Genomic DNA, 6,000 nt, shown 5'->3' with positions numbered 1-6,000 from the left:
TGCCTTCGATGGTTCGAATCCGTCTCCCTCCACCATATTCTGTAATAAGAATCAAAAGCCAGCTCATTGAGCTGGCTTTTTTTGTACCTGAATTTATACCAGTCGTCATCCAAAATGGGCATTCGCGCCAATGCACTCTATGAAAAGCCCGACAAAGATAGAAAACCCGAAAAAAGGCCTCTCCATTGGAGAGACCGACAATATTAATTCAAATCAATGAGCAGAGCGTTAGGGTGGTTAGTGGTCGATCAAAAGAATCCGTGTTTCATAAGGTTTTAATGCCTGATGGCGACTTAAGTTCCCACCTTTCGTTTGGGGGTAGTTACTAAGTAATACTCGAGCGTTGCTTACTTCTAATTCATTCGGCAACACACACTCTACTTCATTCGCATAGAAATTATTTAAGCAAAGTAAAGTCTGAGTCTCTGATTGACGTTGAAATACGAACAGCGCCTTGTGATCAGGAAGTAAATCGACATAATTACCATCGGTAATAACATCCACTTCTTTACGTAACTGAATCAGCCTTTGGTAGAAATAAAACACCGAGTCAGGCTCATCCACAGCGGCCTTTGCATTAATATCAACATAGTTATTTGCAACGCTTAGCCAAGGTTCAGCTTTGGAAAAACCTGCGTATTTAGAATCATTCCATTGCATCGGTGTTCTAGAGTTATCTCGAGATTTTTGTGCCAGAATAGCCATCATATCCTCATGGCTGACGTTCTCTTGGTTGACCATAATCTCGTACATATTGATACTTTCTACGTCCTTATACTGATCAATATTGCCATAATGCGGATTGGTCATACCAATCTCTTCGCCTTGGTAGACATAAGGGGTTCCTTGCATCATATGAATGGAAGCCGCCAGCATTTTGGCCGATTCCACTCGATACTCTGTGTCGTTTCCTAATCGGCTAACCACACGGGGTTGATCGTGGTTACACCAAAATAACGCCCCCCAACCTTTGCCATTTAAACCGACCTGCCAATGATTAAAAATGCGCTTTAATTGCAGGAAATCAAAGGGCGTGTTTGTCCATTTCTCGCCATTCAAGTAATCCGCCTTCAGATGATGAAAGTTGAATACCATCGAGAGCTCGTTTCCCTCTTTTGACGAGTACTTCAAGCAGTGTTCTAAGGTCGTGGAAGACATTTCACCAACAGTCACACTGCCATATTTTTGAAAGACTGACTGGCTGATGTCTTGCAGATATTCGTGTACACGTGGGCCATCGGTATAAAAACACCGACCGTCACCAGAATCATCGTTTGGAAAGCTTTGCTGTTTCGAGATTAAATTAATCACATCGAGTCGGAAACCATCAACGCCCTTCTCTGCCCAAAAGCCGATCACTTGTTTGACTTCCTCACGCACCTTAGGGTTTTCCCAATTCAGATCCGCCTGTTCTTTTGCAAACAAATGCAAATAGTACTGACCGGTCTTATCGTCTAGAGCCCATGCATTGCCGCCAAATTTTGACTGCCAATTATTGGGTTCTTTCCCCTCAATGGGATCTTTCCAAATGTAGTAATCTCGATACGGGCTTTGTTTATCCCCTAGTGCCGATTGAAACCAATGATGAGCCGTTGAAGTATGATTCACGACGATATCCATAATCACTCGAATGCCACGCTGATGCGCTTGTTTAAGCAATTCATCAAAATCCGCCATAGAGCCAAAATCGGAATTTATTTTGTAGTAATCGGCAATGTCATAGCCGTTATCGACCATGGGAGATTCATAAATAGGGGTTAGCCAAATGGCATCGACACCAAGCAGATGAAGGTAATCTAACTTATTGATAATACCTTGAATATCACCAGTGCCTTTAAGACCACTATCACAAAAGCTTTTTGGGTAAATTTGATAAATGGTGGCTGTTTTCCACCAGTTTTTATCTGCGTTATTCATCGCCATTTAAGACACTCACTTACCAACGAAAAAGATTAAAAAAGGAGTGGTAAACATCACTCCAAATTGACTTGCTATGAATGACTCCGCACTTTTCACCAGTACAAAGCCAAACATTATTTCCAGGTACGAATGCTAGGAACTATTTCTACCTGTGTATTATTTCTACCTATGTACTAATTCCATCTATGTACTGTTTCTAACTAAGGACTGATTACAAGAGCTAAGCACTCGCCAACTCCAGTTCCCCTTTTTGTTGTGCGCGTTTATAGAAGAACAAAGTCAATACTGCGGGAACAAAGATCGCCACCAGCATAGCCACAAAATAAATACCCCAGTACTGCGGTTGAATAGATAAAATGCCAGGTAAACCACCAACACCAATACCATTAGCCATCACGCCTGCGCTACCACAAATTGCCGCAGCAATCGCACTGCCTACCATGGCACTCAGCATTGGGAATTTGTATTTTAGGTTCACGCCATACATTGCGGGTTCTGTAACACCAAGATAAGCAGAAATAGCCGCAGGGACAGAGATATCCCTCTCACCATGCTTTTTGCTGATAATAATGATGCCAACGACCGCTGAAGCTTGAGCAATATTAGACAGTGCAATCAATGGCCAAATTGGCGTTCCACCAAGCTCTTGCATGAGCTGTAGATCAACTGCATTCGTTGTGTGGTGAATACCCGTGATAACCAGTGGCGCATAAAGAAAACCAAACACGACTGAACCTATGACGGCAAAATCACCTGTCATTGCAAATTTAGCAGCAACCGCGACGCCATCGCCAATCACGCGTCCAAAAGGACCAATCAGTGCATGGGCTAGAACAACAGAGACGATAATAGAAACAAACGGCACGACCACTAAATATAAATAAGCAGGAACGATGCGCTTCAAGTTGGTCTCAATAAACGCTAAGACAACCCCAGCGAGAATGGCCGGTATAACCTGTGCTTGATAGCCCACTTTTTCGATCACAAACAAACCGAAATCCCAAACCTGTGGCACTTCCTTACCGATCAAATACGCATTCATTAGCTGTGGTGAAACTAAGGTGACACCAAGGGTTATACCAAGAATGGGGGTGCCACCTAATTTTTTCACCGTCGCCCAGCACACGCCAACCGGTAAGAAGAAGAAAATAGCCTCACCAATCAACCAAAGAAATGAATGCACCGTGGCCCAGAACTGGCTGATTTCAGTGAGAGACTGGCCATCAAACATCTTGATATCGCCAATCACATTACGAAAACCCAGAATCAAACCACCAGTAATGATCGCAGGAAGCAATGGAACAAATATTTCCGCGAGGTGAGATATGCCACGCTCTAGCGCATTCATATTTTGTCGAGCCGCCAGTTTAGATTCATCTTTTGATGCTTCAGATTGCCCAGACAGTTCAATAAGGACGGCATACACCTCATCAACTTCAGTCCCAATAACCACTTGAAATTGCCCCGCGTTGGTGAAGCAGCCTTTCACTAGGCTCAACGCCTCTAACGCTTTTTCATCTGCCTTACTGGTATCCTTTAGCACAAAACGAAGTCGAGTTAAGCAATGACTCACACTCGCAATGTTGTCACTACCACCGACCCGTTCAATCAGACGTTCTACGTCTTGTTTTGCTATCTTACCCATATCCTTATCCACCCTGTTGGAGTCTCACTCTGAGTCTGTTTTGTTTTCCTACCCAACCAATGGGAACAGTCCCACTCGCGCTTGATAAGATAGTGACAGGCATCCTTTGAAAATAAAATGGGAACAGTCCCATTAATTGAGTGAGATCACAGTATAATTTTAATTCAATAAGAAATTAATGAGTTAAGAAATGATCGGTTCCTGAGTGATATGGCACTTCTCAGTATTCCCATTTATATGGGATATCAAAAGCTTAGCTGCTTGGTTACCCGCTGAAGTGTAACCAGGATCAATACTATGAACTTTAGGGAAGAGAAAAGAAAGCAGGTCATTACCACCAACACCCGTCACCATAACGTCATCGCGCCCTAATTCTTGCAACTTCTTTATCACACCGAGAGCAAGGGTATCACTAGCACAAACTATCGCTTCGGTTTGATTTGTCAGTACTTTATCAACCAACTGATAGGCACTTTCATGATGCAATTGCCCAGTTTGATATGATGGGATGATGTCGTGGATTTGGCACCATTCAATATAGGACTCTAAACGCAGCTTTCCTGTGGTTTTGTCACTAGGATCGACACCAATAAACGCAATATTACGGATTTTACGCTCTGACAAGTATCGTAACGCACAAGTAATCACGCCTTTATTGTCATAATTAATCGATGACGTCACCGTGGTATCCATGGCAATAACAACGGATTTCCCTTGCCATGCCTCTAGATTCCCAAGATCTAAATCGGTAAACCCAAACACAATCACACCATCGACATTCCGCTTTTGCAGTACCTCGAGGTGTTCATTGGTTTTATGCCTGTCGAACTGGCTTTCCATGATCACCACATCATACCCTTCGTCATACAAGCTTTTGAGCATGCTCCCTACGGCTCTATTTTCCGATGGCGAATCCAGACGAGAAATGATCACTCCCACAACTTTTTGACTTCCACCACGCATTGATTGCGCGGACTTTGACGGCACATAACCCGACTCTTGGATCACTTGCTCAACTTTGGCTCGAGTTGCAGGTTTCACTTTGGGATCATTGGTCAATACACGTGAAACCGTAGACTTCCCCACTCCGGATAGTTTAGCGATATCGTGAATTGTGAGTTTTTTTCTCATAGTTATTGGAAAGTATCATCGAAAGGAAAAAAGTTCGACATGGCCACAGGATCTCGCATGTCACTGGGTAAACTGCCTGTTCAAAAAGCGAAACTCAATGACGCTTACGTATACAGACTGTTCTGGATTCATTGCTGCTGTACTCACTGGTTGTAGACTAACCTATTGTGTTTTACAGTTTTTGTAAACATGGTGGTCAAGCTCTAAAAGGGCTTCTTTACCTTTTGTGCGAAGTGTAATGGGGTTTTCTGCCCCAGCCATCGCGTCTTTGAGGATATACATAGCCCCCGAACCAGATCGGGATCTCACCAAATCGTATTGAACATCGGCCGCTCGTAGTACTGCGAATTCACTGTCTGGTATATAGGCAACATCAAAGCTTTCACCCGATTCACAACGGTATTGAATGTAAGATTGATAAGGGTTCCCACCAATCTGACGGTCATTTAACTGCGTTTGAGTGCAGCCAATTAGGCCCAATCCAATAAAAAACACCAAAATACACGGTTTGTGCATAGTCCCCCCTAAATTCAATAAAAGTACTCATTAGGCAATCAACACCGTATTACACAGCTAAATAACCAAATGCCTAACCTAAATAGCCAAGTAGCTAAATAGCTAAATAGCTAAATAAGTAAGTACTAATTAGCTAAGTAAGCGGGGACATCTTTAATGCTGTTAAGTACGGTCGTCGCTAACGTTTCGCCTTGTTGTGTAACGGGCTTACCCGTGCGCACCAGAATCTTCGTTTCTATCCCCGCCGCTTCCGCGGCCATCATGTCTTCGGCTTTATCGCCAACCATGACTGAATTTGCCATATCAATATCCAGATCGTTACGTGCAGAGATAAACATTCCAGGCTTAGGCTTGCGGCACTCACAATCTTGTTTATATTCACCAATGCCATACTCAGCATGATGTGGGCAGTAATAAAAACCATCAAATTCAACGCCATGATCGACAAAGTTCCAATCCATCCACTGAGTTAGGGAAAGAAAACGCTCCTCATCAAACATGCCACGCGCAATACCGGATTGATTCGTTACAAGTACAAGCATATACCCCATTTGCTGAAGCTGCTTCGTCGCGTCAAAAACACCGTCAATAAACTCAAAATCGTGCTCGTCATTTACGTAACCATGATCCACATTGATCACGCCATCTCGATCCAAAAACACCGCGGGTTTAGCCAAAACTTATACTCAATTTAGTCAATATATTGTGGAATTATCGCACGCTTTATTTCTTTCATCACTATCTAATTACTTTTGGGACTAGCACAAACGAACGTTTAGACGTCTAGA

The 6,000-nt window shown here is 43.2% G+C and carries 5 protein-coding genes; all 5 read right to left on the bottom strand.

Annotated features, from left to right (window positions below):
• Positions 1-237: 237 nt before the first annotated feature.
• The 5 genes from treC to gmhB all read right to left on the bottom strand — a co-directional run bounded on the left by treC (position 238) and on the right by gmhB (position 5,889).
• A complete protein-coding gene (gene treC, locus ACP45E_RS00205; RefSeq protein WP_017038941.1) occupies positions 238-1,923 on the bottom strand; it encodes an alpha,alpha-phosphotrehalase in 1,686 nt (561 codons plus the stop codon).
• A gap of 217 nt (positions 1,924-2,140) precedes the next feature.
• Entirely contained in the window at positions 2,141-3,565 is a 1,425-nt protein-coding gene (gene treB, locus ACP45E_RS00200) for a PTS trehalose transporter subunit IIBC (RefSeq protein ID WP_017038940.1), read from the bottom strand.
• Between the two features lie 183 nt (positions 3,566-3,748).
• A complete protein-coding gene (treR, locus tag ACP45E_RS00195) occupies positions 3,749-4,696 on the bottom strand; it encodes a trehalose operon repressor TreR (RefSeq protein ID WP_017038939.1) in 948 nt (315 codons plus the stop codon).
• A gap of 162 nt (positions 4,697-4,858) precedes the next feature.
• Entirely contained in the window at positions 4,859-5,212 is a 354-nt protein-coding gene (locus ACP45E_RS00190; RefSeq protein ID WP_017038938.1) for an MliC family protein, read from the bottom strand.
• Positions 5,213-5,337: 125 nt separating this feature from the next.
• Positions 5,338-5,889: a D-glycero-beta-D-manno-heptose 1,7-bisphosphate 7-phosphatase gene (gene gmhB / locus ACP45E_RS00185; protein ID WP_017034651.1), complete on the bottom strand. Its 552-nt coding sequence runs from the start codon at positions 5,887-5,889 to the stop codon at positions 5,338-5,340.
• Positions 5,890-6,000 lie beyond the last annotated feature (111 nt).

It is taken from the genome of Vibrio genomosp. F10 str. 9ZD137 (assembly GCF_049974785.1).
Lineage (GTDB): Bacteria > Pseudomonadota > Gammaproteobacteria > Enterobacterales > Vibrionaceae > Vibrio.
This window is presented reverse-complemented; position numbering and strand designations above follow the sequence as displayed.